A 26,287-nucleotide genomic window follows, 5' to 3' on the forward strand; every position below is an offset into this window, starting at 1 on the left:
GGGGTTCTCACCCGGGGCGCGCCGGTATCGGTCTCCGGGCACACTGGATGAGCTGGCAGAACTGGCCGTCCGCCGAGGAACGGCGGCCGACCGCGCGGCATGACTCGACAACGTGTTCCGTCACCGAGTACAGCACCCCCCTACCGCGCCCCGCCCCGGTCTGTCCGCGGTCCTGAGCCCTCCCCTGGAGCCGCTCGGTGACACACCGTGGCGAGTGAGATGTACGACGGTATTGATGATTGAACCCGTATGGCAAGACCTGGAACGAGGCCTCACGTTTTTGTTGGTTTGACCGTTGCGCGACTTTGTGGGCAGTTCACCTGCGCTCCGTACGGATTCGTCCCATCCGCTTGAGGAGACGGTCGGCCGGCTCGAACAGCTCCGGCCGCGACTGCACCGTGTTGCGCAGCGCCCGGACCGGGGCGCGGCGCGCCCTGTGCCCGACCGCCACCGGGTGACGGCGCGTCACCCACCCCTCGGACACCGGGATCTCGCGTGTCTTCAGGGAGTCCTTGTAGTCCTTCTGGCCGCGCCCGAGGTCCAGGTACGCGATGCCGTCGGCGGCGGCCCCCTCGGCCATCCGCAGATGCAGCACGAGGCCGGGCGAGTACTTGGCGAACGCCGGGTCGTACGCGGGGAACCAGCACGCCAGGATCCGCTCGCTGCGCAGCCCGAAGTGCGCGGCCACCGGCCGGCCGTCCGCGTACAGCACCGACAGCACGCCGGCGAACGACTCCGAACGGCTGTGGAAGAGCCGGGTCACCAGCCGGGTGATCCACTCGTGCGCGAAGCGGTCGCTGCGCCCGGTCCTGCGGTACTGCGCGGACTTCCAGCCCATCAGGACGCGCAGCGCCGCGGGGTCCCGCTCGTCGTGGACGTAGCGCACCGGACCGGCGTCGCGGCCGAGCCTGCGCTCCTTGGCCAGCGTCGTCCGGGTGAACTTCGGTGACCGGACGCGCAGTTCCTTCAGATAGCTCTCGTAGCCCTGGTCGACGTCCATCACCGGCGACGGGAAGACGCCCGAGGCGCCCTCCCCGAACGGCTCCTGGCCGCCCGCCAGATGGTCGAACTCCCACACCGCAAGACCACAGGCCCGCATCAACTCCCGTGCGTCCCATGCGAATCCGGGACGGTGTACGAGTCCCTGGCAGTCCGAGACGCCGAGGCCGACGGCTCGTCCGACGCCGGTCGCCGATCTCTGGAACGGGAAGAACCCCGCCGCCTCCCCGCCCTCGCGCACCACCGCGACGCGCACACCGCGTCTGACCCGGTCGGTGGCCAGCGTGAACTCGGGGGACAGGAACGGGTTCGCCAGTTCGGGTGATCCGTGCAGGTGCGCCTTCGACTGCATCGCCGTCCACGCGGCCCGGTCCGCCCCGCTCAGTTCACCCGGGCGGTACACGCTGATGTCCACGTCAGGAGCTCCGAGTTCTTCTCGCCGTGCGGCCGCGCCCGCGGCGTGCGAGGACCGGCAGCAGGAGCAGCAGCGCGCCGAGCAGGGCCACCGCCAGCACCCCGCCGCGCAGGGACCAGTGGTGCAGCGCCAGCATGCTCTGCGCCACCAGCATGTCGACGACGACGGCGCTCGCGAGCGCGACGATCACCCGGGCGAACGGATCCAGCCCCCGCAGCGCCGCCGCGATGCCCGCCGCCGGTGCGGCGAGCAGGAAGAACAGCGCGCACGACGCCCGCAGCGGTGAGCCGGTGCCGGTCGCGGCGAGCACCGCGCCGGTCGCCGCGACGGCGGTCGCACCCCCGGTGAGCAGGGCGGAGAGGTCGCGGGACGGTTCCGGCCCGGCGCGCTCGGAACCGTTCGTCACGGCGGTCTTGGCACGTATCGTCTGCATGGCCGACTTTGCCCCCCGAAGCGTCGGATGCCGGGCTTCAATGTGGCGCAGGGCCGGTGCGGCCGTCAAGGAGTCCCGGCCCGGGGGAGAGGCATTCCGGGGGGCGCGCGCCGCAACAGGGTTGGCATGCGCACTTCCACGCAACGCGCGTAGCTGGTACCACAGTTGTCGCAGAGATCCTGCTAAAGGGAGGTTCCATGAGACGTTCCCGCATCACGGCATGCATCGGTTCACTCCTTCTCGCCGGCGGTCTCGCCCTCGCGGGCACCGCGACCGCCCAGGCAGCCCAGGAAGCCACCCCCACCGGCTACACCGCCCTCGGCGACTCCTACTCCTCGGGAGTCGGCGCCGACAGTTACATCAGTTCGAGCGGCGACTGCGACCAGAGCACCAAGGCGTACCCCTACCTCTGGCACACGGCCCACCCCTCGAACGCCTTCACCTTCGCGGCCTGTTCCGGCGCGACCACCTCGGACGTTTTGTCCGGCCAGCTCGGCTCCCTCGGCTCCGCCACCGGCCTGGTCTCGGTCAGCGCGGGCGGCAACGACGCCGGCTTCTCGGACGTCATGACGACGTGCGTGCTCGGCTCCGACAGCACCTGCCTCTCCCGGATCGCCACCGCGAGGTCGTACATCACCTCGACGCTGCCGGCCCGGCTCGACAGCCTCTACACGGCGATCAGCGCGAAGGCGCCGTCCGCCCACGTCGTCGTCCTCGGCTACCCGCGCTTCTACAAGCTCGGCTCGACCTGCATCGGCCTCTCGGACACCAAGCGCTCCGCGATCAACGCCGCCGCCGACCAGTTGGACAGCCTCCTGGCCACCCGCGCCGCGGCCCACGGCTTCACCTTCGGTGACGTGCGCACCACGTTCACCGGCCACGAGATCTGTTCCGGCAGTTCGTGGCTGCACAGCGTCAACTGGCTCGACATCGGCGAGTCGTACCACCCGACGGCCGACGGCCAGTCGGGCGGTTACCTGCCTGTGTTCACCAACGCGGCCTGACCCGTCAGGGACTGGCGGTCGCGGAGGCGGAGGTCCCGTCCGACGGGGTCTCCGTCTCGCAGTCCACCTCGAACTTCTGCGCGTCCGACGTCGTCCGCACGGGCTCGCGGACCTCGACGCTGATCTCGTCCTCGACCTTTCCGCCGTCCGCCCCGGTCGTCACGGTCACCTGGTCCCGCTTGGTGTCGGAACCGCCCGCCGCGAAGGACAGCGTCTTCCAGCCCGCGTCGGACACCGAACCGTCCCGCGTCACCCACCGGTACGACACCTGCGCCGGCAGGCGCCCCACCGTGAACGTCGCCGTGAACGTGGGCGCCTGCCCGCCGGGCGGCGGACACGTGCCGGAGTACTCGGTGTGCGACCCCGAGAGCGACACCTTCACCGACTGCTCCGGCGCGCTGCTCGACGGACTCTTCTCGGGCTCGGAGGAGGCCGACGCGGACGGGCCGTCCGCGGACTCGCTCGCCGTCACGGAGGCGGTCGGGCCCCCGGTGTCCGACGCCGTGGTCGCGCCGCCCGACGCCTCTCCGTCGTCGCCGTCGTGCTGGAGCAGGGCGTACGTGAGCCCGGCGACCACCAGCGCCAGGGCGGCGAACCCGGCGACCAGCGCGATCGTCGTGCGGCGCCCGCCGCCGTCCCGCGCCGTCGACGACGGCGTGTCCGCGGCACCGGTGCCGGGAGGCGGGCCGAAGCCCGCGGCCGACTCCTGACGCCGCGTCGCCCCCGTACGGGGACCGGCCGCCGCGTACGGCACCGTCGGCGCGGCGTACGCGCTCGGCTCGGCGCCCGCGGCCACCGCGCGCAGGTCCCGCTCCGCCTGCTCCGGGTCGGTGCGCTCGGCGGGGTCCTTGCGCAGCAGCCCCTCGATGACGGGGGCGAGCGGCCCGGCGTGCAGCGGCGGCGGCAGTTCCTCGTCGACGATCGCCCGCAGCGTGCTGAGCGGGGTGTCGTGCCGGAAGGGGGAGTGGCCCTCGACCTCCGCGTACAGCAGGACGCCGAGCGACCAGAGGTCCGAAGCGAGGCCCGGAGTCCGCCCCAGCGCGCGCTCCGGCGCGAGGAACTCCGGCGAACCGATCACCTCGCCCGTCAGTGTCAGCGCGGAACTGCCCTCGACCGTCGCGATCCCGAAGTCGGTGAGCACCACCCGGTCGTCGTTCGACAGCAGGACGTTGGCGGGTTTCACGTCGCGGTGCAGCACCCCGACGGCGTACGCGGCGCGCAGCGCCGAGAGCACCTCCGCGCCGATGTGCGCCGCCCGGCGCGGCGGCAGCGGCCCCTCGGCGTCGAGCAGGTCGGCGAGGGAGATCCCGCGCACCAGTTCCATCACGATCCAGGGCCGGCCGTCGTCGGTGGCCACGTCGTACACCGTGACCACGTTGCGGTTCGCGACCCGGGCGGCGGCCCACGCCTCGCGTTCGAGCCGCGCGTACGTCCGCTCCACGTCGTCGGAGGACAGCCCGGCGGGCGCGTGCACCTCCTTCACGGCGACCTCGCGGCGCAGCAGTTCGTCCATGGCGCGCCAGACCGTCCCCATGCCGCCCCGCCCGATCGGCGACAGCAGCCGGTACCGGTCCGCGATCAGCCGTCCTTCGCCGGAACCCTCGGACACCGCAGCCCCCTTCGCCTCCGGGCGACCCGCGTCACCCCGCGTGAATCACGTGACCTCTGCCATACCTGCGCAGTGGCGACGCGGTTGAACCGGTATGCCGCCGGCCGGCACACGCGCCGGGTGCTCGTACCCCGCGGCACGTCCCGGTACCCGGTGCGACGGACGTCAACCGCCCCGGGCGGCTCCGGCGTGCGGGCAGAGCGCGTGTGCGCCACCGTACGACGGGCCCCGCGCCGACACGCCCCGGAGTGCTTCATCCTCCCGGGTCCGGGATGTTACGCACCGTCACCGGATCCCGGGCCGTCGGAGGGCCGCGGCCCGTAACTCCGCGGGTTGCGCAACTCGCCCTGGAATCGCCTGAATTCGGAGAGTAATCGTCAACCTCCTTGCGGGGAAGGTGAATCCTGCGACCGCGATACACGAGTGCTCCATGAGAGCGATAGGGTTAACCTGCCCGTGGGCCGGGTGGAGTCGTACGGGTGGGGAGTGACATGGAGCAGATAACGATGCGCAGCAGGGCGAGGGTCCCTGCGATCACCTGCGGCAGTGGCGCGACGAGTTCGCGTCTCGACCGCCATCTCTCGGTACTGGCGGGTCCCGCCATACCGCAGCGGGAGACGGTCGAAGCCACGTCGCTGATGCGCGAACTGACGGCACGGGACACCCCGCGCAAGCCCGGCGGCCGACGCGAGCGGGTCCGCGGACTCTCTCTCTTCGCACCGCTGCGCCGCCTCAGCCGCACGCTCTTCGGCGGCCGCTGAGCGGTCGTCGGCGTCCCACCGGCAGCGTGAACGCCGGTCCCGCGAGGGGCCCGCGCCCGCACAGTCATGCCCTCCCGGCGAGCCTGGCGAACCCGCCCACCGCCCCACCCGCCGCGCGACCGCACCCGGTGACCCCGTCCGGGTGCGGAACCGCAGACCGCCGACGCCCCCGACCCGCCGCCCGACCCACCCGGCGGGCAGGGGCGGACGGGCCCGCCCTGCCGTCGGCGGCGGTACCGGCTCCCCCGTGAACCCCTCCGTGGACCCCACCCGTCGCACGGAGTCGCGCGCCGACGACGGCAACCCCTCAACTTCCGCCCCCGCGACGGCCGATGACGCGCATGGTGCGGGCGCCGCCGCGAACTCCCCTCAGATCAGGGCGAACTGTCCGCCCGGCCCCTCCTCGTGGTGATCGAGCACGGAGGCGGGGCGCCGTGTCCACCCGGCGACGGGCAGCACGCCCGCCGAACGCAGTTCCGTAGCGGTGACCTGCGAGGCGAACTCCAACTCCTGCTGCCGCTCCCGGAGTTCCGTGAACAGGGTGAGGACCGTGATCAGTTCGAGCAGCTCGGACGTCCATGCCTGCGGCCACACCGCCGGACGGATCGCCGCCAGCGTGCCCGCCTCGGCCGGCCCCGTGCGCGCCGCGAACCACTGCTCCAGCACCGGCACCTGGCCGACCTCGAAGTCCCACGCGGCGGGCGGCACGGGGGAGACGCGGCCCTCGTCGACGTACAGGGTCTCCTCGGCGCGGTCGTAGCGCAGCACCTGCGGGCGCGACGGCAGCGGTGCCCGGACGTAGGGCCGTCGGCCGCCGGGCAGCTTGGGCCGCTCGCCGTCGCGGCGCGTCAGGTCCAGCATCCGCCGTCCGACACCGACGCCGTGCTCCCACTCCGCGGCGTCCCCGGTCAGCGGCACGACGTGTCCGCCGGGACCGGGCCGCACAGCGGCCAGCGACCACGCGAGGACGTCCTCCGGCCCGACCGGCCGCCCCAGCCGGGCCGCGAGGTGCTCGGGCAGCCCGGGGGCGAGGTTCGGCTCCAGGCCGCCGGGGCGGCGGTACAGCGGCCGCACCCGGCCCGGCCGCACCAGCGGCAGCACCGGGGACGCCAGCAGCAGCGGGCCCCCGGAGCCGGCCACCGCGGGCGTCTCGACGGCGAAGACCTGACGTGCGTCCGCGGTCCGCCACAACTCCGGCCGGGCGGCGTCGATCAGCCGCTGGTCGGGGATCAGCCACCGCTCGTCGAACGGGGCGTACAGCACCCGCACCGGCGGTGGACAGGGGCCGTCCGCGTGCTCCAGGGCCGTCGTCCCGGCGGAGCTCCCCGGCAGCCGTCCCACCGCCGACCGCAGCGTGCGCGACCGGCTCGGCTCGAACAGGGCCGCCCGGTCCTCGCCCCGCGCCGCCACCAGGGCGTCCCAACGGGCGCGCAGGCAGGCCGCGTCGGGTGCCGCCGGCCATCCCCGGCCGAGCCGGGGCGGTGCGACGGACCACGGCATGAGGTCCGCCAGCGGCGGAGCGTCGTCGTGCGTCACGCCCGGCATCGTACGACGCGCTCCTCGAACCTCAGGGGGCGTCCAGCGCGTCCAGGGTCACCGTGAACGAGAACCGGTCCCCCCGGTAGTCGATGACGGCCACGTCCAGCGGGCGGCCCGCGCGGTCCCGTACGACGCCGGTGACGCGCAGCACCGGGCTCAGCAGCGGGACCCGCAGCAGCCGGGCCGTTTCCGGATCGGCGAGCCGGGCCTGCACGGTGTCGGTGATCCGCCCGATGTCCGCGCCGGCCGCGTCCCGCAGCAGCTTCGTCATCGGCCGCCGCAGCAGATCCAACGGGTCTATGTACGCGGCGAGTTCGGGGCGGACGTAGTTGCGGGCATGGTTGGTGGGCTCGCCGGTGCCTTCGTCGCGGCGCAGCCGGTGGTAGCCGGTGACGTCCGCCAAGTCCGGGAAGAGCGGGGCGAGTTCCTGCGGGACCGGCACCGGTCCGTGCGCCAGCAGCTCGCTCGTCATGCCGGACTGCTGCGCGACGACGGTGTCCACCGACCCCAGCAGCCGCACCGGGACGTCCCCGCCGGCCCCCGGCTCGATGAAGGTGCCGCGCCGCCGGTGCCGCGAGATCAGCCCCTCCTCCTCCAGCTCCTTCAGCGCCTGCCGCATGGTCAGCACGCCGACCCCGTAGTGCCCGGCGAGCTGTTCCTCGGTGGGCAGCCGCAGCGAGGCGCCGCGCGGCCGGCCGAGTATCGAGGCACGCAGCGACTGCGACACCTGGTACCAGAGCGGCAGCCGCCGGTTGAGGACCACGGGGTCCGGCGCGAACCGGCCCGTCGTGGGGCGCGGGGCGCTCTGGTCGTCCGCGCCGGGCGCGGGAGCGGTCGCCCCGGTCACGTCGCGTCCGGACCCCGCGGGGGCGTGAAGTGCCGCTCCAGGCCCTGCCACACGTCGTCGTAGCCGTGCTGGAGGGTGTCCGCCCGCGCCGCGTGCGCGGTGAGCGTGACGGGCCACCGCGTCTCGAACATGAACGCCAGCCCGTCGTCCACCTTCTGCGGCACCAGCTCCGCCGCGCTGGCCCGGTCGAACGTCTCGCGGTCCGGGCCGTGCGCCGACATCATGCTGTGCAGCGAGCCGCCGCCGGGCACGAAGCCGCCCTTCCCGCCCGTCTTCGCGTCGTAGGCGCCCTCGACCAGGCCCATGTACTCGCTCATCACGTTCCGGTGGAAGTACGGCGGCCGGAAGGTGTCCTCGCCCACCAGCCAGCGCGGGGCGAACACGACGAAGTCCACGGACGCGAGACCCGGGGTGTCGGACGGCGACGTGAGCACGGTGAAGATCGACGGATCCGGATGGTCGTGGCTGATCGTGCCGAGCACGTTGAAGCGGCGCAGGTCGTACACGTACGGGACGTGGTTGCCGTGCCAGGCGACGACGTCCAGCGGCGAATGGTCGAAGGTCGCCGCCCAGAGGTTGCCGCAGTACTTCTGCACCACCTCGACCGGCTCCTCCACATCCTCGTACGCCGCCGTCGGCGCGAGGAAGTCCCGTGGGTGGGCGAGGCCGTTGGCGCCGATCGGGCCCAGGTCGGGCAGCCGGAACGGGGCGCCGTGGTTCTCGCACACGTACCCGCGGGCGGTGCCGTCGGGCAGCTCCACCCGGAACCGGACGCCGCGCGGCACCAGCGCCACGTGGCCCGGCGGCACGCGCAGCACCCCGAACTCCGTGCGCAGCAGCAGGACTCCGTGCTCCGGGACGATCAGCAGCTCCCCGTCCGCGTCGGAGAACACGCGCCGCATGGGGGAGTTGGCGTGGTAGAGGTGCACCGCCATGCCCGAGCGCCGGGCCGCGTCGCCGTTGCCGCCGACCGTCCACAGCCCGGCCACGAAGTCGGTGCCCGCCTGCGGCTCGGGCAGCGGGTCCCAGCGCAGCCGGTTCGGGTCGGGCACCGTCTCCGTGAACGGCGCCGAGCGCAGCGCGCCGTTGTCGGTGCGGGTGAACGCGGGGTGCGCCGCCGAGGGCCTGATCCGGTAGAGCCACGAGCGGCGGTTGTGGGCGCGCGGCTCGGTGAACGCCGATCCGCTGAGCTGTTCCGCGTACAGGCCGAGCGGCGCGCGCTGCGGCGAGTTGCGGCCCACCGGGAGCGCGCCCGGGACGGCCTCGGAACTGTGCTCGTTGCCGAAGCCCGACAGGTACGCCGGCTCGGCCGGGCACGCCGGCTCCGCGGGGTGTGCCGGCTCGGCGGGGTACCGCGGGTCCTCGGCACGCCCGTGCGCGTCGTCGCTCATGACAGCCCCTTCGCCATCCGATTCCTGTGCCTCACCGTAGGATTCCGCGCCGCGGCGGGCAAGAGGTGTCGGGGACAGGTGTTCGCGACTCCGCCGTGCGGACGATCCGGAACCCGACTCCAGGTGGATCCGGCACGTCGGACCGGTGTTCTACGCTCGCGGACATGTCGTGGTCGCGCGGACTTCTCGCTGCGTTCGCGGTCTGCGCCCTGTTGCCGGCGGGACTCGCGGGCTGTGCTTCCGACGCTTCGCACGGGCAACGGGACACGGCGTCGTCCCCGCCCGCGGGCCGGCTCCTCGACGACGTCGACGAGGACGGCCACCGCTACCGCGAGGTGGCGGACACCGGCGACGCCCCGGAGATCGACGTCGAGGTGCAGCCGGACCCGCACGACGGCTGGGACCTGCGGCTGACCCTCCGCAACTTCAGCTTCTCGCCGGCCGGCACGCCGGCCAGGGCGGTGGCGGGACAGGGGCTGGCCCGCCTCCTGGTGGACGGCCACGCGGTCGCCGGGCTGCGCGCCGCCGACTACCACCTCGCCGCCCGCCTCGTCCCGCGCGGCACGCACCACGTCACGGCACGGCTGTACGCCGACGACGGCACGGTGTGGGCCGTGAGCGGCGAACCGGTGCAGAGCACGGCCGACATCACGGCGTCCCAGGCGGAGGCGACCCCGACGGCCACCCCGTAGCCGCGACCGGGGGCGGGCCCGAACGGGCCGGACCCGGCCCGGACCGCCATGGTCCTGGACCTCCGCGGAGCCGGAAGGCCACGTCCCGGGCCGCCACGGTCCCGGACACCACGTCCCGGACCGGGCTCCGCCCCCGTGGACAGACCGCCCGCACCGACGGAGAACGGGCCGCGATGAGTGCCTGGGGCACCCAACTCCGTACCCAGGGGGTGAGGTTCACCTGACCGCCGCGGGGAGGCATCATGAGGCCCGTGCCCCAAGCGACATCGCTCCGCCGCGCGCCCGTGCAGCGGCGCAGCGCCGAACGACTGACCCGGATCCTCGACGCCTGCGCCGATCTGCTCGACGAGGTCGGCTACGACAGCCTGAGCACCAGGGCCGTGGCCCAGCGCGCCGGCGTGCCCATCGGTTCCGTCTACCGTTTCTTCGGCAACAAGCGGGCGATGGCGGACGCGCTCGCCCACCGCAACCTGGAGCGCTACGCCGAGCGCGTCTCGGAACGGCTGCGCGGCACGGAGGGTGCCGACTGGCGGGCCGTGATGGATGCCGTGCTCGACGAGTACCTGGCGATGAAACGGACCGCGCCCGGCTTCTCCCTCGTGGACTTCGGCAACCAGATCCCGATCGGCGACCGGCACGCCGAACCCAACACCCGCGTCGCGGACCGCTTCACCGACCTGCTCGCGGGCCACCTGGGCCTGGAACCGGACGAGGACCTGCGCCGCACCTTCCTGGTCGCGGTCGAGGCCTCCGACACGCTGGTCCACCTGGCGTTCCGGGTGGCGCCCGAGGGCGATCCCAAGATCATCGAGGAGACGCGGCAACTGCTGCGCGCGTATCTCGGCCGCGTACTGGACTGAGGCCGGGACACCGGCGGGGAGCGGGGCCCGGGAGGTGCCGGGACGTGAAGAGCCCCGGCTGGACGGGGGGAGACCAGCCGGGGCCGCTGAGGCGGCGTGCGGAGGGCGGTCGCCTCGCGGCGAAAGGCTCCATGGGGCTTCAGCCGAACGATCTTCCCCATGGGCTGGAGGTGAGGCCCGGGGACACTGTCCCCTCCGCAGCCACGTCCTCTACAACGGCCGGGGTGCCCCGGTTGTTCCTGCCCGCGGCCCCGCGCGACGTGAGCCGGACCACTCCCGCGCCGCCCCCGGTGAGGCGTCCCGCCCGGGGAAGCCGCAGCCACGCCGGTGCCCCGGCCGAGGCGTCCCGCCCGCTCCCGCGCCGCCCCCCGGCGCCGTCTCACACACCGGAACAAAGCGCCTGATCCTGTCCGGCGTCTTCCCCGCGCCGTGCACTGTCCGTTAGCTTCCGTGACCCACACACGTCCCGTGCGAACCGCGCGGGACTTCCGTAAGCGGAGCACCAGCGCCCAGTGAGCCCGGGGATCTCTCATGACACGCGCCATCTCCCTGCACGAAGTCAGCAAGGCCTACAGCAGAGGCACCCGTGTGGTGGACAGGCTGTCGCTGGAGATCGAACCCGGCGAGTTCCTCGTCCTGCTCGGCCCCTCGGGCTGCGGCAAGTCCACCGTGCTCCGGATGATCGCGGGGCTGGAGGAGATCACCTCGGGGGAGCTGCGGCTCGACGGCGAGCCGGCCAACGAACTGCCGCCCTCGGGGCGGGACATGGCGATGGTGTTCCAGAACTTCGCGCTCTACCCCAGCATGACGAGCCGCGACAACATCGGCTTCCCGCTGCGCATCGAGGCCCCCGGCGGTGACCACCGCCCCCGGATCGACGCCACCGCCCGCATGCTCGGCATCGAGGACCTGCTCGACCGCTTCCCGGCCCAGCTCTCCGGCGGCGAACGCCAGCGCGTGGCCATGGGCCGGGCGATCGCCCGCCATCCCACCGCGTTCCTGATGGACGAGCCGCTCTCCAACCTCGACGCCAAGCTCCGCAACCACCTGCGCGCCGAAATCTCCAAGCTGACACGGGACTTGGGCGTCACCACGGTGTACGTCACGCACGACCAGGCCGAGGCGATGTCCCTGGGCGACCGGGTCGCCGTCCTGCGCGGCGGCGTCCTCCAGCAGGTGGGCACCCCGCGGTCCGTGTACGCGCTGCCGCGCAACGTCTTCACGGCCGCGTTCATCGGCACCCCGCGCATCAACCTGCTGCGCGGCATCGTCCGCGCCCCGCTGGACGGCGCCATGTCCATCGGCCTGGGCCGGCAGTCCCTGCGGCTGCCCGAACCGCTCACCCTGGACCACCAGTTGCTGCGGGTGCAGCAGGGCCGCGAGGTCATCGTGGGGCTGCGGGCGGAGGCCGTGCGCATCGCGGAGCGTTCCTCCGCGCGCCGCGGCGAGGTGGCGCTGACCGGCCTGGTGGAGCACCTGGAGTTCCAGGGCCACGAGGTGCTGGTCCACTTCAACACCGGCTCGCGGCCCGCCGTCGTGCCCGACCTGGAGGCGCCGCGCACCGCGCGTCCCGCCCGGCGCCGCCGCCGCGAGGGGAACTCGGTCATGGGCCGCATCCGCGAGCGCGCCAACACCCTGCTGCCGGGACCCTCCGTGCTCGTGGAGGAGCGCCCCGAGCCGCCCGCCGAGGCCGTGGCGTCGGTGGAGGGGCGGCTGCCCGGCGACCTGGTCGTCCGCGCCACCCCCGACATCCGGCTGCGCCACGGCATGCAGGTGCCCCTGCTCGTCGACCTGGCCCACCTGTTCGTCTTCGACCAGCACGGCGAGCGGATCTGCCCGGCACCGGCCCGGCTGCCCGACCTGGAGGAGTGAGACCGGTCACGTGCCGCGGCCCCGGGGCGGATCTCCGGGCAGGTCCGGTCGGGCCGGGCCCGGGGTGCGCGGGCCGGACCCGCCGCCGCGCCGGGGCATGTCTGGCGCCCGAAAACTAACACCGCTAGTTTGTGTCCCGGACGACGCATCCCGTTCGGGAGGAAGCACATGAAGGCACACGACGGCATGTACATCGACGGCGCCTGGCGTCCGGCCTCCGGCCCGGACGTCATCGAGGTCGTCAACCCGGCCGACGAGCAGGTGATCGCCGAGGTCCCCGCGGGCACCGCGGCCGACGTGGACGCCGCCGTGACGGCCGCCCGCGCGGCCCTGGCGGGCTGGGCCGCGACCCCGCCCGCCGAGCGGTCCGCGCGCCTCGCCGCGCTCCGGGACGTCCTGGCCGCGCGCAAGGACGAGATCGCGGAGACCGTCACGGCGGAGCTGGGCTCCCCGCTGCCGTTCTCGCAGGCGGTCCACGCGTCCGTGCCGATCGCGGTCGCGGGCTCCTACGCGGAACTGGCCGCGAGCCACGCCTTCGAGGAGAAGGTCGGCAACTCCACGGTCTACCAGGAGCCGGTGGGCGTGGTCGGGGCGATCACCCCCTGGAACTACCCCCTGCACCAGATCGTCGCCAAGGTCGCCCCGGCGCTCGCCGCCGGCTGCACGGTGGTCCTCAAGCCCGCCGAGGACACTCCGCTGACCGCCCAGCTCTTCGCCGAGGCGGTGCACGAGGCGGGCGTTCCCGCGGGTGTGTTCAACCTCGTCACCGGCCGCGGCCCGGTCGCCGGACAGGCGCTCGCCGAGCACTCCGGCGTCGACCTGGTCTCCTTCACCGGTTCCACGGCCGTGGGCCGCCGGATCGGCGCGGCGGCCGGCGCGGCCGTCAAGAGGGTCGCCCTGGAGCTCGGCGGCAAGTCCGCCAACGTGATCCTGCCCAGCGCCGATCTGGCCCGCGCCGTCAACGTGGGCGTGGCCAACGTGATGGGCAACTCCGGCCAGACGTGCAGCGCGTGGACCCGCATGCTCGTGCACACCGACCAGTACGACGAGGCCGTGGAACTGGCCGCCGCCGCTGCCGCCAAGTACGGCGACCGCATCGGGCCGGTGGTGAACGCCGCGCAGCGGGAGCGGGTGCGCGGCTACATCGACAAGGGCGTCGCCGAGGGCGCCAGGATCGTCGCGGGCGGCTCCGAAGTCCCGCGCGACCGTGGCTACTTCGTCAGCCCCACCGTCTTCGCCGACGTGACGCCGGACATGGCCGTCGCCCAGGAGGAGATCTTCGGCCCGGTGCTGACGATCCTCCGCTACGAGGACGAGGACGACGCCGTGCGCATCGCCAACGGCACGGTCTACGGCCTCGCGGGCGCCGTGTGGGCCGGCGACGCGGAGGAGGCCGCCGCGTTCGCCCGCCGCCTGGACACCGGGCAGGTCGACATCAACGGCGGCCGCTTCAACCCCCTTGCCCCGTTCGGCGGTTACAAGCAGTCCGGGGTCGGCAGGGAACTCGGCACGCACGGCCTGGCCGAGTACCTCCAGACCAAGTCCCTCCAGTTCTAGGCGAGGTGCCGTTTCCATGTCCGTCCGAGCCGCCGTACTCCCCGCCGTCGGGGCCCCGTTGGAGATCACCGGCATCGACCTGCCGGAGCCCGGCCCCGGGCAGGTGCGGGTCCGCCTGGCCGCCGCCGGGGTCTGCCACTCCGACCTGTCGCTGACCAACGGCACCATGCGCCTGCCCGTCCCGGCCGTCCTGGGCCACGAGGGCGCGGGCACCGTCGTCGCCGTGGGCGAGGGCGTCGCCTCGGTCGCGCCGGGCGCCGAGGTCGTCCTCAACTGGGCCCCCGCGTGCGGAGACTGCCACCCCTGCTCGCTGGGCGAGGTGTGGCTGTGCGTCAACGCCCTCAACGGTGCCGCCGCCGTGCACGCGCGCCGCGCCGACGACGGCACCGAACTCCACCCGGGGCTCAACGTCGCCGCGTTCGCCGAGGAGACGGTGGTCCCCGAGAACTGCCTGCTGCCCGCCCCCGAGGGCGTCCCGCTCGCCGACGCCGCGCTCCTCGGCTGCGCGGTCCTCACCGGTTACGGCGCCGTGCACCACTCGGCGGGGGTCCGGCCCGGGGAGACCGTGGCCGTGTTCGGTGTCGGCGGGGTGGGGCTCGCCGCCCTCCAGGCGGCCCGGATCGCCGGGGCGTCGAAGATCGTCGCCGTCGACGTGTCCCCGGCGAAGGAGGAACTGGCCCGCGCGGCCGGCGCCACCGACTACGTGGTCGCCTCCGAGACCACCCCGCGCGAGATCCGCGCCCTGACCGGCAAGCAGGGCGTCGACGTGTCCGTGGAGTGCGTGGGCCGTGCGGTCACCATCCGCGCGGCCTGGGAGTCGACCCGGCGCGGCGGGCGCACCACGGTGGTCGGCATCGGCGGCAAGGACCAGCAGGTCACGTTCAACGCCCTGGAGATCTTCCACTGGGGCCGCACCCTGTCGGGCTGCGTCTACGGGAACTGCGACCCGGCGGCGGACCTGCCCGTACTGGCCTCCCACGTCCGCGCGGGCCGCCTCGACCTCGGCATGCTGGTCACGGAACGGATCGCGCTGGACGGCATCCCCGCCGCCTTCGAGAACATGCTGGCGGGCAAGGGCGGCCGGGCGGTGGTGGTGTTCTGAGCGGCTGTTCCCCCCCGGCGGGCCGCAGGGGGGAACACCCCCGCGGGTCAGCCGTGTTCGCGTCCGCGGGGGGCCGTGCCGGGGCCGGTCTCCCGGGCCTCGGCCGCCGGGGGCGACGGCACCGCCCCCGCGACCGGGGCGCGGCGCACGTGCGCAGCGGCGGCGCCGTCCGCCCCGGCGTCCGGGCCGGCCACCGGCCCCGCCCCTGCCCGCCGCCGCGACCGTGACACCGCCACGCCCGCCAGGCACAGGACACCGCCCGCCAGCGTCGCGAGCCCGGGGACCTCGCCCAGGGCCGCCCACGACATCAGCACCACCAGGGCCGGCACCGCGTACGTCGTCGCGCCCATCCGCCCCGCGGTCGTGCGGGCCAGCGCGTACGCCCAGGTCGTGAAGGCCAGCGCGGTCGGGAAGACGCCCAGGCAGACCATGTTGAGGGTCGCGGACAGCGGGGCGTCGGCGGCCTGGCGCACCAGCTGGCCCGCGAACGGCAGGCAGACGACCGCGCCGATCAGGCACCCGAACGTCGTCACCTGCAACGCGCCCGCGTGGCCGAGGGCCGGCTTCTGGGCGACGACACCGGCGGCGTACGCGATCGCGGCGAGCAGGCAGAGCGCCACCCCGAGGACGGAGGAGCCGCCGTGGCCCGACATCGAGAGTCCGACCGTCACCGCGCCCGCGAACGACACCACCATCCCGGCCACCAGCCGCGGCGGCACGGGGTCGCCCAGCACCTTCGACCCCAGCAGCGCGATGAGCAGCGGGCCGACGTTCACGACGAGCGCCGCGGTACCGGCGTCCACCTGCTGCTCGCCCCAGTTGAGGACGACCATGTACAGGCCGAACCACAGCACCCCGGAGAGCGCGATGCCCCGCCAGGCGGCGCGCGGCGGCCACCCCACGCGCCGGACCAGACCGATCACGCCCAGCACCACGGCCCCGGCCAGCAGCCGGCCGAGCGCCAGCGCGCCGGGCCCGTAGGACTCCCCGGCGCTGCGGATCGACACGAAGGCGGACGCCCACAGCACCACCGTGACCGAGGCGGCCCCGGCCGCCAGGAGACCGGCACGGCGGGCGCCGCCGGTGCTGTCGGCGGGGGAGGCGGGAGACGACGGGGGCATGACACTCCAGGTGAGAGGGACGGGTAAGTGTGCCACGGGCGGGCGGGGGACCGCGGGTCGTGCGGAGGCGCGTTCAGCGGGGCATCTTCGCCCCGGTGCCGAGCAGGCCGTGCCGGTGCGCGGCCGCCGCTCCCGGTGACCGGACCGCGCCCGCGACCCCGGGTGTCCAGCTTGGAACACGGACGCTTCGGTGCCCACCGAAATATCGGGGCGACCTCAGCGCTCCGCGCGCGTGACCTCGGCGTACTGGTGCGCCAGCCCGTCCAGCAGGGCGGCCAGGCCGGTCTCGAAGGCCCGTTCGTCGATCTTGTCCTGGCGCTCGGCGAGGAGGTGCGCCTGGCCGAGGTGCGGGTAGTCGGCGGGGTCGTACGCGCTCTCGTCGTCGACGAACCCGCCCGCGAAGGAGCCGAGCGCGGAGCCCATGATGAAGTACCGCATCAGCGCGCCGATCGAGGTCGCCTGCGCCGGGGGCCAGCCCGCCTCGACCATCGCGCCGTACACGGCGTCCGCGAGGTGCAGCGCGGCGGGGCGGCGGCCGGGGCCGCGGGCCAGCACCGGGACGATGTTGGGGTGGTCCCGCAGCGCGCCCCGGTAGGAGACCGCCCAGTCGTGCAGGGCGGTCCGCCAGTCCCGGCCGTCGGTGAACATCGTGAGGTCGACCTGCGCGCTCACCGAGTCCGCGACCGCCTCCAGGATCTCGTCCTTGGTGCGGAAGTGGTTGTAGAGAGAGGGCCCGCTCACCCCGAGTTCGGCGGCCAGCCGCCGGGTGGAGACCGCCGCCAGACCCTCCGCGTCCACGAGCCCCCGCGCGGTGTCGACGATGCGGTCGGTGCTGAGGAGGGGCTTGCGTGGTCGGGCCATGGCGCACATAGTAGGGCTGCACTGGGAAACTAGCAGTGCTAATTTAATCCCTCCGCAGGTCTGCCGTGTGCCGGGCGCCTCGCTCCGCCCCGCGGTCCGTCCCGCGCCCGTGCTCCGTCCGTCCGTTCTCGTTGTGGGGTGGCTCGTCGTGAACCTGGAACTCAGTGCCGAGCAGACTGCCGTGCGGCAGCTCGCCAAGGACTTCGTGGACCGCGAGATCGCCCCGCACGTCGTCGCCTGGGACCGGGCCGAGGAGGTCGACCGGTCCGTCGTGAAGAAGCTCGGCGAGGTCGGCTTCCTCGGCCTGACCGTCGACGAGGAGTACGGCGGCTCCGGCGGCGACCACCTCGCGTACTGCCTGGTCACCGAGGAACTGGGCCGCGGGGACTCCTCGGTGCGCGGCATCGTGTCCGTCTCCCTCGGTCTGGTCGCCAAGACGATCGGCGCGTGGGGGACCGAGGAGCAGAAGCGGCGCTGGCTGCCCGGCCTGACCTCCGGCGAGTACGTCGGCTGCTTCGGCCTGACCGAGCCGGGCACCGGCTCCGACGCGGGCAATCTCACCACCCGGGCCGTCCGGGACGGTGACGACTACGTGATCAGCGGTACGAAGACGTTCATCACGAACGGCACCTGGGCCGACGTCGTGCTGCTCTTCGCGCGCTCCACCGACGCCCCCGGCCACAAGGGCGTCTCCGCGTTCCTGGTGCCGGCGGACAGCCCCGGGCTCACCCGGCGCACCATCCACGGCAAGCTCGGGCTGCGCGGCCAGGCCACCGCCGAACTCGTCCTCGACGGCGTGCGGGTGCCGTCCTCCGCGATGCTCGCCCCCGAGGGCAAGGGCTTCTCGGTCGCCATGTCCGCGCTGGCCAAGGGCCGCATGTCGGTGGCGGCCGGCTGCGTCGGCATCGCCCAGGCCGCGCTGGACGCCGCCGTGCGGTACGCCGGGGAGCGCGAGCAGTTCGGCCGGACCATCGCCCACCACCAGCTCGTCCAGGAGCTGATCACCGACATCGCGGTGGACGTGGACGCCGCCCGGCTGCTGACCTGGCGGGTCGCCGACCTGATCGACCGCGGGCAGCCGTTCACCGTCGAGTCGTCCAAGGCCAAGCTGTTCGCGTCCGAGGCCGCCGTGCGGGCCGCGAACAACGCCCTCCAAGTGTTCGGCGGTTACGGCTACATCGACGAGTACCCGGCGGGCAAACTGCTGCGCGACGCCCGTGTGATGACCCTCTACGAGGGCACCAGCCAGATCCAGAAGCTGGTCATCGGGCGGGCGCTCACCGGGGTCTCCGCCTTCTGAGCCTTCCGAGGGCGTTACCCGGCCCGTACCCGGCCCGTACCCGGCCCGTACCCGGCCCTTGCGCGGCCCGGGTACGGGCTGAGTACGCGCGGTGCCCCGTCTGAGTACGGCGGCGGATGCCGGGGCCGGGCCGGCGGGCGGATCCTGTCCGCATGAGTGAGACACCGGTCAAGTCCCAGAACACGGCCGCCTTCTACGGTCAGGCCGTCGCGTCCTTCGGCATCGCCCTCGCGGCCACCGCCCTCGGCATCTTCAACCTCCACACCGATGCCTGGGTCCGCGGCTTCCTCGGCATCGCCGTCCTCTACCTCGTCACCTCCGCCTTCACGCTGGCGAAGGTCATCCGGGACCGCCAGGAGGCCGGGCAGATCGTCAGCCGCGTCGACCAGGCCCGCCTGGAGAAGCTGCTCGCCGAGCACGACCCCTTCGAGAAGCTCTGACCGGCCGGGGTCCGCGGCCCGCGCTGCGGACCCGCGCTCGCTAAGCGGTTGCTCACCTTCGGCTGTATGGTGTAGCTCCTGGCGGCGAGAGGGGCGATCGGGCGATGAGTACGGCGAGGGAAACGGCGGGCGGCGAGGTCCAGCCGTGGGCCGAGGTCACCCCTGACGCGGCCCGTCGGCTGCTCGTTGCGGCGGTGGACGCCTTCGCCGAACGCGGCTACCACGCCACCACGACCCGGGACATCGCGGGCCGGGCCGGCATGAGCCCGGCGGCGCTCTACATCCACTACAAGACCAAGGAGGAGCTGCTCCACCGCATCAGCCGGATCGGCCACGACAAGGCGCTCACGATCCTGCGCACGGCGGCGCAGCGCGAGGGCACCGCCGCCGAACGGCTCGCGGAGGCCGTCAGCTCCTTCGTCCGCTGGCACGCCCAGCAGCACACCACCGCCCGCGTCGTGCAGTACGAACTCGACGCCCTCGGCCCCGGCACGCGGGCCGAGATCGTCGAGCTGCGCCGCCGGGTGGACGCGGAGATGCGCGGCATCATCGAGGACGGCGTCGCCGCCGGGGAGTTCGACGTGCCGGACGTGCCCGGGACCACGCTCGCCGTGCTCTCCCTGTGCATCGACGTCGCCCGCTGGTTCAACGCGCGCGGCACCCGGACCCCGGACGAGGTCGGCACCCTCTACGCCGGTCTGGTCCTGCGGATGGTCGGGGCGAAGGCCCCCTAGGGCCTGTCCGGCGCGGTCCCCGGCGCGCGGCGGAGGCGGGCCGCCCCGCGCGCGCCGCGGGGCTCAGAGGTAGTAGCGCGACACCGACTCCGCGACGCACACCGGCTTCTCGCCGCCCTCGCGCTCCACGGTGAACGCGACGGTCACCTGCACGCCGCCCGCCACGTCGTCGACCCCGCTGACGCGCGCGGTGGCCCGCAGGCGCGAGCCGACGGGCACGGGGGAGGGGAAACGCACCTTGTTCGTCCCGTAGTTGACGCCCATCTTCACGCCCTCGACGCCGAGGAGCTGGGGCCCGAACAGCGGCAGCAGCGACAGGGTCAGATAGCCGTGCGCGATGGTCGTGCCGAACGGTCCGGCCGCGGCCCTCTCCGGGTCCACGTGGATCCACTGGTGGTCGCCGGTGGCGTCCGCGAACAGGTCGATCCGCTTCTGGTCGACCTCCAGCCAGTCGGTGTACCCCAACTGCTCGCCCACCGCCGCCCGCAGTTCGTCGACGGACGTGAAGATCCTCGGCTCTGCCATCTTTCCCGGCCTCCCGCGTGACTGGCGCATCATGTCTAAGCAACTGCTTAGCATGGTGGCGCGAGGGGCCGATGTCAACGGAGACCGGCGCCACATCCGTCGGTAGGCTCCGCAGGTGCCCCAGATCCCCGAGAAGGTCCACGAGCTGACCGTCGGACAGCTATCCGCCCGTAGCGGCGCCGCCGTTTCCGCCCTGCACTTCTACGAGTCCAAGGGCCTGATCAGCAGCAGGCGCACCTCGGGAAACCAGCGCCGCTACAGCCGTGACACGCTCCGCCGGGTGGCCTTCGTGCGCGCGGCCCAGCGGGTCGGCATCCCGCTGGCCACGGTTCGCGAGGCGCTCGCCGAACTGCCCGAGGAGCGCACCCCGACGCGGGAGGACTGGACCCGGCTCTCCGCGTCCTGGCGGTCCGAACTGGAGGAACGCATCAGCCAGTTGAACCGGCTGCGGGACCACCTGACGGACTGCATCGGCTGCGGCTGCCTGTCCCTGGACACCTGCGTGCTGTCCAACCCGGACGACGTCTTCGGTGAACGCCTCACCGGTTCCCGCCTGTTGCCGGACGCGCCGCGGGGGGCGGGGCCGACCGACGCGGCCGGGTGACCGTCGCCCACGGGGCTCCGCGGAGGGGGAGCCGGCCCGCGTGCGGCGACCCGCCCGGGGCACCGGGGAAGGGGAGGGGGCGGCATGGAGAGAATGCGGGACGCCTTGACGCGGTACCGGCGGGTGCTGGGCGTCCTGTGGTGGGCCGCGACCGTCGGCGCACTGACGACGGTCCTCCCGGGGGAGTCGGGGGTGAGCGGGGTCGGTCCGGTTGTCGGCATGCTCGTGGCCGTGCTGTTGGCGCACCGTCAGGAGAGGCGGGCGCTCGGAGTGACTGCCGGGGAACTGGCCGCGCTGGAGCGCCGGTTGCGCACCGGGGAGGCACCGACCGACCCGCAACACCGCAGGGCGATGCGGGAGTTGGTCGACGGGCGGCTGACGCGGACCGCGCACTGGAAACCCGCTCTGGTCGTGTTGGTCCTCTGCACCGCCGGCGCGACGGTGCCGGCCGCCCTGGTGGCAGGACCGTGGTGGGCGCTCGGGTACGCGCTGTTCGCGGGCGCGTGTCTCGGAGTGTTCGCCGTCGCGAGCAGCCGTGCCCGGGGCGGGCTGCTGCGCATGCGGGACCTGCTCGCGAAGGCACCGCCCGACGTGCCCCCGCCCGGCCCCGTCCCACCGCTCCCGCGGACTCCGGTGGACCCCCGCCACCCCTGACGAGCCCCCGCGGCGCCAGGGGCCCCCGGTGCCTACGCGCGCCCCGCCCCGCGCCCGTACTCGTCCAACGCCCGCGCCACCAGCTCCGCGTTGGACGCCGCCGGCCGGCCGTCGGGCAACCGCGTGGTGTCCTCCAGGCCGACGCGGGTGGCCAGGCCCAGCCGCCCGGCGAGACGCAGCACCGGCCAGGCGCCGCCGTCCTCGCCGTGCAGCAGGACGGGCCGTCCGTGTGCGTCGCCCAGCGCGGCGAGCAGGGTGCGCGCGGTCTGCTCGGCGCCGCCGGGACGCGTGTCCGTCACCTCGGCGAGTACGCGCAGCACCTTCGGGCCGAGCGGTGACGCCGCGAACCGGGCCGCCCCGTCCGTCCCGGACCAGATGCCCGCCTCCACGCCCACACCGCGCTCCAGCAAGGCGGCGACGATCTCCTCGGCGCCCGGCTCGTGCCAGTTGACCGAGGCGTGGTCGGGCAGCACCGTCCATCCGCGCACCAGCTCCAGGCGGGCCCGGGGGTCGGGTTCCGCCCAGGCGCCGGTGGTCACGCCGACCGGTACGGCGACCCGGGAGCGGATCGCGCCGACCGCCGCCGCGACCGGCCCCGGTGACAGTGACTCCCGGCCGCACGGGGTCCTGGGATGGACGTGGACGTCCGTCGCCCCGGCCGTGACGGCCCCGGCCGCGGAGGCCGCCATCGTGTCCGGCGTCAGAGGGACCCGGACGCCGTCGGCGGCGCCGCGGGCACCGTTGAGACACACCTGCATCATGTTCCGACAGTGCCACGCGAGGCCCCGCCGACACCTGCGCGTCCCGCGCACCGATGACAACCGGCCACTCCGCGCGCCTTTCGGACCCGTGTGCGCGTTTCGGAATCTCCCCGGAATCTCCCCGAAACCGACGGGCCCGTTGTCGGGCATTCCCGCGCCCGCCGTCGAGCGCCCGCGGATATCGCCCCGGCGGTCCTTTCGCAGCCTTCTCCGGCCGGCGTCGGAGTCGGAGTCGGCTGTGCGTTCGCTGTCTTCTCCGCCTATTCGCACGCATGGCGCACGGCCGGCCGGCCGTGCGCGTGGCGCTGTTCGCCGGGATGCCGGGATGCCGGACCGGACGTATTCGGTCCGGCACATGCCCCTCGGCCGCCCTGCGGCGGACGGGGCCCGGACGGGACTGCTCGGATCGGGACTGCTCGGGTCGAAATCGGGTGGGAGGGATCGGGATCGGGATCGGGATCGGTCGGGGGGTCCGGCCGGCCGGTCAGGCCGACATCAGCAACGGCCGCCGGTGTCCGTGCTGCGCGAACGCCAGGGCCTCCGGGGTGAGGACGGGGCGCGGCACCAGGATTCCGCAGTCCGCGCAGACCGGGCCGGACGAGGGCTCGTGGTCGAGGCCGTACCGCCAGACGAGCCGCGTGCCGTCGCACACCGGGCACGCCGCCCCCGGCTCGCGCTCCAGCGCCGCGGTCAGCCGGCGCAGTACCCCGGCCAGGTCGCCGCGCGGATGGACCTGCGGGTCGTCGCACCAGGCGACACCGAAGCCGCCCCAGGTCAGCCGGTGCCAGTCGTCCACGCTGCCCGGCCTGCGCAGCCCGTCGTGCTTCTCCTTCTTGCGCCTCTCGGCGAACTCGACCTCGTAGGCGAGCCAGACCGAACGCGCCGCCTCCAGCTCCTCCAGTGCGGCCACGAGCCGCGCCGGGTCGGGGGACCTGTCCTCGGGACCGAAACCGGCCCGCGAGCACAGATGGTCCCAGGTCGCCCTGTGCCCGTAAGGGGCGAACCGCTCAAGGCACTTGCGCAGCGAATAACGTCGCAGTGCCAGATCGCACCGCGGGTCGCGCACCTGTCTCGCCAGACTCCGAAAACCGGCCATCGCCCTGCACCTCCGTCACACCTGCAGCTGTACTTCGGTCACTTCGGCGTCGTCCAACGGACGTCGCCGAATAGACGTGTCCACCCGCGATTCGGCTCCATTCATTTTCCGATGACCTCCATAAGCCCATCGTGAGATCACGAGTGGCCCAGGAGGGCGCTGTGCATGCAGTGCCCGATGTGGCGGTTCCGCAACTGCCGGAAAGTGACGCATGTTCACCTCCGAAGTCGGGGATACCGGCGGTAATGATCGGCCCACCCCGTCGGGAGGAGCTGTCCCATGCCACGGCGCACACCACGCAAAAAAGCTCTCGACAGACTGAGAACTCCCCGCAGGCTCTCCGGGTTCCTGAAGACCGCTTCTCTATGCGTCCTCACAGCCGGACTCCTGTCACCGCTTTCCCCCGCGGCCGCCGCCGACACCGGTTCGGCCGCCGGCACTCTCGCCGCCAACGACTACTGCGGCGGCCAGTGCTCCGACATCCTGCCGCCGGGCGAGAACGGCAACGCCACCTTCGCGCAGATCCTGCTCAACCAGGCCTTCGGCACCCAGCCCGCCCACGCGGAGGACCAGCTCGGTCCCTACTCCGCCCTGGCCAAGGGGTCGTCCGCACTCACGGACGACAAGATCAACACGTTCTTCAACGAGGCCTCCTTCGGCGTGGCCGCGAACCAGGTCGCCTCCTCGGAGAAGCCGGCCGGACGCGGCGACGTGACGATCGTGCGCGACAAGAAGACCGGCGTGCCGCACATCACCGGCACCACGCGCTACGGGACCGAGTTCGGCGCGGGGTACGCCGCCGCCGAGGACCGGCTGTGGCTGATGGACGTCTTCCGGCACGTCGGGCGCGGCCAGTTGACCTCCTTCGCGGGCGGCGCCGCCGGGAACCAGGGACTTGAACAGGAGTTCTGGCGCAACGCGCCGTACACCGAGGCCGACCTCCAGGCGCAGATCGACAGCGCCGTCGCGAAGAACGGCGACCGCGGCAAGCAGGCCCTCGACGACGTGGACGCCTACCTCGCGGGCATCAACGCGTACATCGACGCCTCGGACAGCGCCCGCACCTTCCCCGGCGAGTACGACCTCACCGGCCACAAGGACCCCATCACCAACGCGGGCACCATCGACCACTTCAAGCGCACCGACCTCGTCGCGCTCGCCTCGGTGATCGGCGCCCTCTTCGGGTCGGGCGGCGGCGGCGAGGTGAACAACGCGCTGTCCCTGCTGGCCGCCCAGTCCCAGTACGGCGTGACCGAGGGCACCAAGGTCTGGGAGTCCTTCCGGGAGCGCAACGACCCCGAGGCCGTGCTCACCGTCCACGACGGCCAGAGCTTCCCGTACGTCACCAAGCCCGCGACCGCCGCCGGCCGGGCGCTGCCCGACGCCGGGTCGGTCACCCAGGAGCCGCTGGTCTACGACCGCACGGGCACCGCGGCGGTGACCAGTGCGACGGCCGCCTCGACCACCGCCGCCGACACCGCGCTGTCCTCCGCGCGGCGCGGCATGTCCAACGCCCTCGTGGTGAGCGGCAAGTCGACCGCGAGCGGGCATCCGATCGCCGTGTTCGGGCCGCAGACCGGATACTTCGCGCCCCAGCTGCTCATGCTCCAGGAGATCCAGGGCCCCGGACTCAGCGCCCGCGGCGCCTCCTTCGCGGGGCTGAGCATGTACGTCGAGCTCGGCCGCGGCCAGGACTTCTCGTGGAGCGCGACCACGTCCGGCCAGGACATCATCGACACGTACGCCGTCGAGCTGTGCCAGGACGACCACCACTACCTGCTGCACGGCACCTGCACCGCGATGCAGGAGGTCACCCAGGCCAACGCGTGGAAGCCCACGCTCGCCGACTCCACCGCCGCCGGTTCGTACACGATGCGGGTCTGGAGAACGGCGTACGGACCGGTCGAGTACCGCGCGACCGTCGGCGGGAAGAAGGTCGCCTACACGACCCTGCGCTCCTCGTACCTGCACGAGGTCGACTCGATCATCGGCTTCCAGATGCTCAACGACCCGTCCTACGTGAACAGTCCGCAGACCTTCCAGAGCGCCACCCAGCACATCAACTACACCTTCAACTGGTTCTACGCCGACTCCCAGCACACCGCGTACTACAACAGCGGCGACAACCCGGTGCGCGCGAGCGGCGTCGACGCCGACTTCCCGGTCTGGGCGCAGGCCGCGTACGACTGGAAGAGCTGGAACCCGGCGGACAACACCGCCGCGTACACACCGCCCTCCGCGCACCCCAACTCCGTCGACCAGGACTACTACATCTCCTGGAACAACAAACCGGCCGCCGACTACACCACGGCGAGCTGGGGCGACGGTTCGGTGCACCGGGGCAACCTGCTCGACGACCGGGTGAGGAAGCTCGTCGCGGCGAAGAACGTCACCCGCTCCGCGCTGGTCAAGGCGATGTCGGACGCGTCGCTCACCGACCTGCGGGCCGAGGACGTCGTCCCCGACCTGCTGAAGGTCCTCAACAGCGCACCCCTGACCGACACCACGGCGGCGGCCGCGGCGACGAAACTGAGCGCGTGGGTGGCGGCCGGCGGCAAGCGCACCGAGACCTCCGCCGGTTCGAAGACGTACGCGGACGCCGACGCGGTGCGCATCCTCGACGCGTGGTGGCCGCTGCTGGTCCAGGCGGAGTTCCAGCCGGGGCTCGGCAGCGGCCTCTACACGGCGCTCACCGCCAACCTCACCGTCGACGAGTCGCCGTCGGCCGCGCACGGGCCGACCGGCGCGCACGCGGGCAGCTCCTTCCAGTACGGCTGGTGGAGCTATGTCGACAAGGACATCCGGTCCGTGCTCGGTGAGACGGTCAAGGGGCCGCTGGCCCGCTCCTACTGCGGCGGCGGCGACCTCACCGCGTGCCGCACCGCGCTGATCGACACGCTGAGGACGGCGGCGGGGAAGACCGCGGCGCAGGTCTACCCGGGCGACGACCTGTGCTCGGCGGGCGACCAGTGGTGCGCCGACTCGATCGTGCAGCGGCCGCTCGGCGGCATCAAGCACGGCTCGATCAGCTGGCAGAACCGGCCCACCTTCCAGCAGGTGGTGGAGTACACCTCGCACCGCTGACCGGGAGAAGCCGCAACAGGGCGGCG

At 73.4% G+C, this 26,287-nt stretch carries 24 protein-coding genes; 13 read left to right on the forward strand and 11 right to left on the reverse strand.

Annotated elements, in window-relative coordinates:
• Window positions 1-316: 316 nt before the first annotated feature.
• Entirely contained in the window at window positions 317-1,414 is a 1,098-nt protein-coding gene (locus ACFZA0_RS18825) for a GNAT family N-acetyltransferase (RefSeq protein ID WP_391017833.1), read from the reverse strand.
• A 1-nt stretch (window position 1,415) separates the two neighbouring features.
• Complete coding sequence (locus tag ACFZA0_RS18830; RefSeq protein WP_391017836.1) at window positions 1,416-1,847, reverse strand: hypothetical protein; 432 nt, start codon at window positions 1,845-1,847, stop codon at window positions 1,416-1,418.
• Between the two features lie 197 nt (window positions 1,848-2,044).
• Between ACFZA0_RS18830 and ACFZA0_RS18835 the strand changes: the two genes are divergently transcribed.
• On the forward strand, window positions 2,045-2,851 hold the full coding sequence (locus ACFZA0_RS18835; protein ID WP_391017839.1) for a GDSL-type esterase/lipase family protein: 807 nt from the start codon (window positions 2,045-2,047) through the stop codon (window positions 2,849-2,851).
• 4 nt (window positions 2,852-2,855) lie between these two features.
• Here the strand turns inward: ACFZA0_RS18835 and ACFZA0_RS18840 are convergent, their stop codons facing one another.
• Complete coding sequence (locus ACFZA0_RS18840) at window positions 2,856-4,460, reverse strand: protein kinase (RefSeq protein WP_391017842.1); 1,605 nt, start codon at window positions 4,458-4,460, stop codon at window positions 2,856-2,858.
• Between the two features lie 491 nt (window positions 4,461-4,951).
• On the opposite strand from ACFZA0_RS18840, the gene ACFZA0_RS18845 reads away from it, so the two are divergent.
• Window positions 4,952-5,221, forward strand: coding sequence for a hypothetical protein (locus tag ACFZA0_RS18845; RefSeq protein WP_391017845.1), 270 nt, complete (start codon window positions 4,952-4,954; stop codon window positions 5,219-5,221).
• A gap of 369 nt (window positions 5,222-5,590) precedes the next feature.
• Here ACFZA0_RS18845 and ACFZA0_RS18850 read toward each other — a convergent pair whose 3' ends face one another.
• The 3 genes from ACFZA0_RS18850 to hmgA form a co-directional block, all read right to left on the reverse strand.
• On the reverse strand, window positions 5,591-6,766 hold the full coding sequence (locus ACFZA0_RS18850; RefSeq protein WP_391017847.1) for a type ISP restriction/modification enzyme: 1,176 nt from the start codon (window positions 6,764-6,766) through the stop codon (window positions 5,591-5,593).
• A gap of 22 nt (window positions 6,767-6,788) precedes the next feature.
• Window positions 6,789-7,523: a UTRA domain-containing protein gene (locus ACFZA0_RS18855; protein WP_391018672.1), complete on the reverse strand. Its 735-nt coding sequence runs from the start codon at window positions 7,521-7,523 to the stop codon at window positions 6,789-6,791.
• Window positions 7,524-7,603: 80 nt separating this feature from the next.
• The gene (gene hmgA / locus ACFZA0_RS18860; RefSeq protein WP_391017850.1) at window positions 7,604-8,998 is read right to left on the reverse strand and encodes a homogentisate 1,2-dioxygenase; all 1,395 of its coding nucleotides are present in this window, start codon (window positions 8,996-8,998) and stop codon (window positions 7,604-7,606) included.
• 164 nt (window positions 8,999-9,162) lie between these two features.
• Between hmgA and ACFZA0_RS18865 the strand changes: the two genes are divergently transcribed.
• The 5 genes from ACFZA0_RS18865 to ACFZA0_RS18885 all read left to right on the forward strand — a co-directional run bounded on the left by ACFZA0_RS18865 (window position 9,163) and on the right by ACFZA0_RS18885 (window position 15,081).
• Entirely contained in the window at window positions 9,163-9,690 is a 528-nt protein-coding gene (locus ACFZA0_RS18865) for a hypothetical protein (RefSeq protein ID WP_391017852.1), read from the forward strand.
• 242 nt (window positions 9,691-9,932) lie between these two features.
• Entirely contained in the window at window positions 9,933-10,550 is a 618-nt protein-coding gene (locus ACFZA0_RS18870) for a TetR family transcriptional regulator (protein ID WP_391017855.1), read from the forward strand.
• Between the two features lie 531 nt (window positions 10,551-11,081).
• Complete coding sequence (locus ACFZA0_RS18875) at window positions 11,082-12,422, forward strand: ATP-binding cassette domain-containing protein (protein WP_391017858.1); 1,341 nt, start codon at window positions 11,082-11,084, stop codon at window positions 12,420-12,422.
• 168 nt (window positions 12,423-12,590) lie between these two features.
• Window positions 12,591-13,979 carry an aldehyde dehydrogenase family protein gene (locus ACFZA0_RS18880; protein WP_391017860.1) on the forward strand — a complete coding sequence of 463 codons (1,389 nt, stop codon included), beginning with the start codon at window positions 12,591-12,593 and terminating at the stop codon, window positions 13,977-13,979.
• A gap of 16 nt (window positions 13,980-13,995) precedes the next feature.
• Window positions 13,996-15,081 (forward strand): zinc-binding dehydrogenase, encoded by a 1,086-nt coding sequence (locus ACFZA0_RS18885; RefSeq protein WP_391017863.1) that lies wholly within the window; start codon window positions 13,996-13,998, stop codon window positions 15,079-15,081.
• A 47-nt stretch (window positions 15,082-15,128) separates the two neighbouring features.
• Here the strand turns inward: ACFZA0_RS18885 and ACFZA0_RS18890 are convergent, their stop codons facing one another.
• Together ACFZA0_RS18890 and ACFZA0_RS18895 are read right to left on the reverse strand one after the other, a co-directional pair.
• The gene (locus ACFZA0_RS18890; protein WP_391017865.1) at window positions 15,129-16,202 is read right to left on the reverse strand and encodes an EamA family transporter; all 1,074 of its coding nucleotides are present in this window, start codon (window positions 16,200-16,202) and stop codon (window positions 15,129-15,131) included.
• A gap of 216 nt (window positions 16,203-16,418) precedes the next feature.
• Window positions 16,419-17,063 (reverse strand): TetR/AcrR family transcriptional regulator C-terminal domain-containing protein, encoded by a 645-nt coding sequence (locus ACFZA0_RS18895; protein WP_391017868.1) that lies wholly within the window; start codon window positions 17,061-17,063, stop codon window positions 16,419-16,421.
• A gap of 148 nt (window positions 17,064-17,211) precedes the next feature.
• Here ACFZA0_RS18895 and ACFZA0_RS18900 point away from each other — a divergent pair, with 148 nt between their 5' ends.
• The 3 genes from ACFZA0_RS18900 to ACFZA0_RS18910 all read left to right on the forward strand — a co-directional run bounded on the left by ACFZA0_RS18900 (window position 17,212) and on the right by ACFZA0_RS18910 (window position 19,537).
• Window positions 17,212-18,363, forward strand: coding sequence for an acyl-CoA dehydrogenase family protein (locus tag ACFZA0_RS18900; RefSeq protein ID WP_391017871.1), 1,152 nt, complete (start codon window positions 17,212-17,214; stop codon window positions 18,361-18,363).
• A 152-nt stretch (window positions 18,364-18,515) separates the two neighbouring features.
• A complete protein-coding gene (locus tag ACFZA0_RS18905) occupies window positions 18,516-18,803 on the forward strand; it encodes a YiaA/YiaB family inner membrane protein (protein ID WP_391017873.1) in 288 nt (95 codons plus the stop codon).
• Between the two features lie 104 nt (window positions 18,804-18,907).
• Entirely contained in the window at window positions 18,908-19,537 is a 630-nt protein-coding gene (locus tag ACFZA0_RS18910; protein ID WP_391017876.1) for a TetR family transcriptional regulator, read from the forward strand.
• 63 nt (window positions 19,538-19,600) lie between these two features.
• Here the strand turns inward: ACFZA0_RS18910 and ACFZA0_RS18915 are convergent, their stop codons facing one another.
• Window positions 19,601-20,062 carry a MaoC/PaaZ C-terminal domain-containing protein gene (locus tag ACFZA0_RS18915; RefSeq protein ID WP_391017879.1) on the reverse strand — a complete coding sequence of 154 codons (462 nt, stop codon included), beginning with the start codon at window positions 20,060-20,062 and terminating at the stop codon, window positions 19,601-19,603.
• A 115-nt stretch (window positions 20,063-20,177) separates the two neighbouring features.
• On the opposite strand from ACFZA0_RS18915, the gene soxR reads away from it, so the two are divergent.
• Both soxR and ACFZA0_RS18925 read left to right on the forward strand, forming a co-directional pair.
• Complete coding sequence (gene soxR, locus ACFZA0_RS18920; protein WP_391017882.1) at window positions 20,178-20,666, forward strand: redox-sensitive transcriptional activator SoxR; 489 nt, start codon at window positions 20,178-20,180, stop codon at window positions 20,664-20,666.
• Between the two features lie 84 nt (window positions 20,667-20,750).
• On the forward strand, window positions 20,751-21,320 hold the full coding sequence (locus ACFZA0_RS18925) for a hypothetical protein (RefSeq protein WP_391017885.1): 570 nt from the start codon (window positions 20,751-20,753) through the stop codon (window positions 21,318-21,320).
• A 32-nt stretch (window positions 21,321-21,352) separates the two neighbouring features.
• Here the strand turns inward: ACFZA0_RS18925 and ACFZA0_RS18930 are convergent, their stop codons facing one another.
• Together ACFZA0_RS18930 and ACFZA0_RS18935 are read right to left on the reverse strand one after the other, a co-directional pair.
• Window positions 21,353-22,081, reverse strand: coding sequence for a 3-keto-5-aminohexanoate cleavage protein (locus ACFZA0_RS18930; protein ID WP_391017887.1), 729 nt, complete (start codon window positions 22,079-22,081; stop codon window positions 21,353-21,355).
• 484 nt (window positions 22,082-22,565) lie between these two features.
• Window positions 22,566-23,177 (reverse strand): hypothetical protein, encoded by a 612-nt coding sequence (locus tag ACFZA0_RS18935; RefSeq protein ID WP_391017889.1) that lies wholly within the window; start codon window positions 23,175-23,177, stop codon window positions 22,566-22,568.
• Between the two features lie 279 nt (window positions 23,178-23,456).
• Here ACFZA0_RS18935 and ACFZA0_RS18940 point away from each other — a divergent pair, with 279 nt between their 5' ends.
• Window positions 23,457-26,261: a penicillin acylase family protein gene (locus tag ACFZA0_RS18940; RefSeq protein WP_391017891.1), complete on the forward strand. Its 2,805-nt coding sequence runs from the start codon at window positions 23,457-23,459 to the stop codon at window positions 26,259-26,261.
• Window positions 26,262-26,287 lie beyond the last annotated feature (26 nt).

Source organism: Streptomyces sp. NPDC008150 (assembly GCF_042956945.1).
Lineage (GTDB): Bacteria > Actinomycetota > Actinomycetes > Streptomycetales > Streptomycetaceae > Streptomyces.

Excerpts from the sequence above, each read along its gene's own strand:
- ACFZA0_RS18905 (WP_391017873.1), top strand. The coding sequence starts at position 18,516 with ATGAGTGAGACACCGGTCAAGTCCCAGAACACGGCCGCCTTCTACGGT.
- ACFZA0_RS18835 (WP_391017839.1), top strand. The coding sequence starts at position 2,045 with ATGAGACGTTCCCGCATCACGGCATGCATCGGTTCACTCCTTCTCGCC.
- ACFZA0_RS18880 (WP_391017860.1), top strand. The coding sequence starts at position 12,591 with ATGAAGGCACACGACGGCATGTACATCGACGGCGCCTGGCGTCCGGCC.
- ACFZA0_RS18850 (WP_391017847.1), bottom strand. The coding sequence starts at position 6,766 with ATGCCGGGCGTGACGCACGACGACGCTCCGCCGCTGGCGGACCTCATG.
- ACFZA0_RS18930 (WP_391017887.1), bottom strand. The coding sequence starts at position 22,081 with ATGATGCAGGTGTGTCTCAACGGTGCCCGCGGCGCCGCCGACGGCGTC.
- ACFZA0_RS18925 (WP_391017885.1), top strand. The coding sequence starts at position 20,751 with ATGGAGAGAATGCGGGACGCCTTGACGCGGTACCGGCGGGTGCTGGGC.
- ACFZA0_RS18865 (WP_391017852.1), top strand. The coding sequence starts at position 9,163 with ATGTCGTGGTCGCGCGGACTTCTCGCTGCGTTCGCGGTCTGCGCCCTG.
- ACFZA0_RS18830 (WP_391017836.1), bottom strand. The coding sequence starts at position 1,847 with ATGCAGACGATACGTGCCAAGACCGCCGTGACGAACGGTTCCGAGCGC.
- ACFZA0_RS18910 (WP_391017876.1), top strand. The coding sequence starts at position 18,908 with ATGAGTACGGCGAGGGAAACGGCGGGCGGCGAGGTCCAGCCGTGGGCC.
- ACFZA0_RS18940 (WP_391017891.1), top strand. The coding sequence starts at position 23,457 with ATGCCACGGCGCACACCACGCAAAAAAGCTCTCGACAGACTGAGAACT.
- ACFZA0_RS18895 (WP_391017868.1), bottom strand. The coding sequence starts at position 17,063 with ATGGCCCGACCACGCAAGCCCCTCCTCAGCACCGACCGCATCGTCGAC.
- ACFZA0_RS18935 (WP_391017889.1), bottom strand. The coding sequence starts at position 23,177 with ATGGCCGGTTTTCGGAGTCTGGCGAGACAGGTGCGCGACCCGCGGTGC.
- ACFZA0_RS18870 (WP_391017855.1), top strand. The coding sequence starts at position 9,933 with ATGAGGCCCGTGCCCCAAGCGACATCGCTCCGCCGCGCGCCCGTGCAG.
- ACFZA0_RS18885 (WP_391017863.1), top strand. The coding sequence starts at position 13,996 with ATGTCCGTCCGAGCCGCCGTACTCCCCGCCGTCGGGGCCCCGTTGGAG.
- ACFZA0_RS18890 (WP_391017865.1), bottom strand. The coding sequence starts at position 16,202 with ATGCCCCCGTCGTCTCCCGCCTCCCCCGCCGACAGCACCGGCGGCGCC.
- hmgA (WP_391017850.1), bottom strand. The coding sequence starts at position 8,998 with ATGAGCGACGACGCGCACGGGCGTGCCGAGGACCCGCGGTACCCCGCC.
- ACFZA0_RS18845 (WP_391017845.1), top strand. The coding sequence starts at position 4,952 with ATGGAGCAGATAACGATGCGCAGCAGGGCGAGGGTCCCTGCGATCACC.
- ACFZA0_RS18875 (WP_391017858.1), top strand. The coding sequence starts at position 11,082 with ATGACACGCGCCATCTCCCTGCACGAAGTCAGCAAGGCCTACAGCAGA.
- ACFZA0_RS18915 (WP_391017879.1), bottom strand. The coding sequence starts at position 20,062 with ATGGCAGAGCCGAGGATCTTCACGTCCGTCGACGAACTGCGGGCGGCG.